We start from the raw sequence: 3,606 nt of genomic DNA, 5'->3' as shown, positions 1-3,606 counted from the left end.
GGCCAGCTTTCCAGCGCCTCGGGCAGCAGGGTGTGGTTGGTGTAGGAGAACGTGCGCTGCACGATGTCCCACGCCTCTTCCCACGGCAGTTCATGCACGTCGACGAGGATGCGCATCAGCTCCACCACCGCGATGGTCGGGTGGGTGTCGTTGAGCTGGATCGCCACCTTGTCCGGCAGCGAGCGCACATCGCCATAGGCCTTGAGGTGGCGGCGCAGCAGGTCGCGCAGCGAGGCGGCGGCGAAGAAATATTCCTGCCGCAGGCGCAGTTCCTGACCTTCCGGGGTCTCGTCGCTCGGATAGAGGATCTTGGAGATGGATTCCGTCTTCATCCGCTTGGCGAAGGCGCCGACGTGGTCGCCGCGGTTGAAGGCTTCCAGAATCAGCGGATCGGAGGCGCGCGCCGACCACAGGCGCAGCGTGTTCACATGCTTGCCGCGCCAGCCGACGATGGTGGTGTCATAGGCCACCGCTTCCACCACGTCGGCCGGATGCCAGACGTGCTTGACCATCGCCTCGGAGGTGGCGACCGCCTCGACCGTGCCGCCGAAGCCGATGTCGTAGACGACTTCCGGCCGCTCGAATTCCCACGGGTTGCCGAACGAAAGCCAGTCTTCCGGATATTCCTGCTGCCAGCCGTTCTTCACCGCCTGCCGGAACAGGCCGTGGTCGTAGCGGATGCCGTAGCCGTAGGCGGGAATGGCCAGCGTCGACATGCTCTCCATGAAGCACGCCGCCAGACGGCCGAGGCCGCCGTTGCCGAGGGCGGCATCGGGCTCCATCTTGCGCAGCTGGTCGAGGCTGACGTCGAGCCCGTCAAGCGCCTCGCGCACCACGTCGGTGAGGCCGAGATTGGAGATGGAATCGAACAGCAGCCGGCCGATCAGGAACTCCAGCGAGAGATAATAGACCCGCTTGCCTTCCGCCTCGTAGGTGGCGCGGGTGGAGGCGATCCAGCGGTCGACGATGCGGTCGCGCACGGCAAGGGCGGTGGCCACGAACCAGTCGCGGTCGCTCGCGGTGATGGTGCTCTTGCCCACGTTGTAGGTGAGCTTGTCGAGAATGTCGGCGCGGAAGCTTTCCGCGGTGTCGGCGCGCACATGGGCGCCGAGGGCGGCGCCTTCGGTCTCGCCTGGGATCGGGGAATCGATCGACATGGCTGGGGTTCCTCCACTGGATCGACGATGGGCGGGCTCGGACCGCGGCAGTCGGCTGGTTTGAGACGAGGGTGAACAGTGCCTTCAATCAGGGGCGGCGGAAAGCGTCTCCTCGCAGATGGGATGTGGTCGTAATGTCGCCCCCCGCTTTCAATGCAACGCGTATGCCATCATCTCAATGACAGTGCCCGTCTCAGGGGCTGCCGCGGCGTCCGGCGCCGGCACAGGCAGGGAGAGCCCAGATGCAGACCGAAAATCAGGACGCGGTCATTGCCTTTCTGCACGAAAAACTGCCGGAGGCGCACACAGTTGAGACACACATCTCACGGCTCTTCATTGGCGCACAAACGGTCTACAAGCTGAAAAAGGCTGTCAGGCTTTCTTATGTCGATCTTGGAACGGCCGATAAACGTCTGGCCTGTTGCGGGCGCGAGGTGGAACTCAACCGCCTGACGGCCCCGGCGCTTTACCGCGGCGTGCGGCGCATCACGCGCGCGGCGGACGGTCTGGCATTCGACGGGCCGGGCGCGCTCGCCGATGCCGTTGTGGAAATGGCCCGCTTCGACGAGGCCGGGCTTGCAGACCGGCTGGCGGCGGAAGGCCGGCTCACGCCGGCGCTGGCGGAGGCCATGGCCGGCGAGATTGCCCGCTTCCATGCCCGCGCGCCGGTGCGCCTGCCGCCGCCCTCCGGCAGCGCGGCCATTGCTGCCGTGCTGGAGATCAACCGCCGCGCCCTGCGGCCCTCCGGCCGGCTCTTCGGCGATGCGGCGGTGGAGCGGCTGACGGGCGCGCAGGCCGCGCGGCTGGCGGCGCTGCGCGGTCTGGCCGATTCGCGCGCCCGCGCCGGGCGGGTGCGGCGCTGTCACGGCGATCTGCATCTGCGCAATATCGTCGTCATCGACGGGCAGCCGGTGCTGTTCGACTGCCTCGAATTCGACGACGCCATGGCCACCGTCGACGTGCTTTACGATCTGGCCTTCGTGGTGATGGACCTCATCCACCGCGGGCTTGGGGAGGCCGCCAACGTTCTTTTCAACCGCTATCTCGATCTGGCCGGCGACAGCGGCGGTCTGGCGCTGATGCCGCTGTTTCTGGCCATGCGCGCCACGGTGCGCGGCCACATCGCCGGGGGTGCGGCGGCGGAAGGCGGGCCGGCGGCAGCGGGGCTGCGGGCGGAGGCGGCGGCTTATCTGGGGCTGGCGGAAGGGCTGCTGGCGCCGCGCGGGGGCGCGCGCATCGTCGCCATCGGCGGGTTCAGCGGCTCGGGCAAGTCCACGGTGGCGCGCGGGCTGGCGCCGCTTCTCGGCCCGGCGCCGGGCGCGCGGGAGATTTCCAGCGACCGCACGCGCAAGGCGCTGCTGCGCGTGGCGCCCCGTACCCGCCTGCCGGCCGAGGCCTACCGGCCTGCGGTCTCCGCCGCGGTCTACGGCCAGTTGCTGGCCGGCGCGCAGGCGGCGGCGGCAGCGGGGCAGGCGGTGGTCGTCAATGCCGTGTTCGACAGGCCGGCCGACCGGGCGGCGGTGGCGGCGGTGGCCGCGCGGGCCGGCGTGCCCTTCACCGGCATCTGGCTCGATGCCCCGGAAGCGGTGCTGGTGGGGCGGGTGGAACAGCGCCGTGCCGACCCTTCGGATGCCGATGCCGGGGTGGTGCGGGCCCAGATGGGCCACGATCCCGGTGCCATCGGGTGGGTGCGCATTGATGCCGCAGGCACCCCGGCCGAAGTGCTGGAACGTGTGGCTGCGGCCTGCATAAACGGTCTGCAAGGCCCGCAGAAATTCGCATGCGAATGGCCCTGAGGAATGCGCCTGCGCATTGCCGCGCGGTCGCAGTCGTGGCAACGAGTATGGTGAAAATGCGACGGACTCACGCCAGCGGCCCTCCCGGCCCGGCGGCGGGCGGCGCGCGGATCGGTCGAGGGGAACGATATCGATGTCATCGGGGCGTCTGCCTCTAACGATCGGTGCGCTCGGTATCGTGTTCGGCGATATCGGCACCAGCCCGCTCTATGCCTTTCGCGAGGCGGCGCGGGCGGCGGGCAGCGGCGGATCGGATATCGCGGTTCTCGGCGTTCTGTCGCTGATGATCTGGGCGATCCTGCTGTCCGTCAGCCTGAAATATGTCACGCTGGTGCTGCGCCTCGACAACGACGGCGAAGGCGGCATTCTGGCGCTGGCGACACTGCTGGACCTGCAGCAATACAGCCGCGGCCCGCAGGCAATCCTGCTGTTCGTGGCCCTGCTGGGGGCCGCGATGCTGTTCGGCGACGGCGTCATCACCCCTGCCATCTCGGTGCTGAGCGCGGTGGAGGGTCTTGAACTGGTGGCGCCGGGGCTGGATGCGTGGGTGGTGCCCATCACCATCGCCATCCTGCTGGCGCTCTATGTCAGCCAGCGCGCCGGCACCCACCGCATCGGCGTGCTGTTCGGCCCGATCATGACGCTGTGGTTCG

3 protein-coding genes are annotated in these 3,606 nt (G+C 68.7%); 2 read left to right on the top strand and 1 reads right to left on the bottom strand.

Annotated elements, in window-relative coordinates; genetic code table 11:
• Window positions 1-1,157 (bottom strand): glycogen/starch/alpha-glucan phosphorylase (locus V7067_RS16520; RefSeq protein ID WP_334176988.1); only part of this gene is annotated, 1,157 nt, incomplete at its 3' end.
• Window positions 1,158-1,399: 242 nt separating this feature from the next.
• On the opposite strand from V7067_RS16520, the gene V7067_RS16515 reads away from it, so the two are divergent.
• Window positions 1,400-2,953 carry an AAA family ATPase gene (locus tag V7067_RS16515; protein WP_334176987.1) on the top strand — a complete coding sequence of 518 codons (1,554 nt, stop codon included), beginning with the start codon at window positions 1,400-1,402 and terminating at the stop codon, window positions 2,951-2,953.
• Window positions 2,954-3,086: 133 nt separating this feature from the next.
• Window positions 3,087-3,606 (top strand): KUP/HAK/KT family potassium transporter (locus V7067_RS16510; protein ID WP_334176986.1); only part of this gene is annotated, 520 nt, incomplete at its 3' end.

This window comes from Pseudoxanthobacter sp. (assembly GCF_036822375.1).
Taxonomy (GTDB): Bacteria; Pseudomonadota; Alphaproteobacteria; order Rhizobiales; family Segnochrobactraceae; genus Pseudoxanthobacter.
Note: the sequence above shows the minus strand (reverse complement) of the source record. Positions and strands in the feature narration are given on the sequence as shown.

Coding starts and splice junctions, on each gene's coding strand:
- V7067_RS16515 (WP_334176987.1), top strand. CDS start 1,400: ATGCAGACCGAAAATCAGGACGCGGTCATTGCCTTTCTGCACGAAAAA.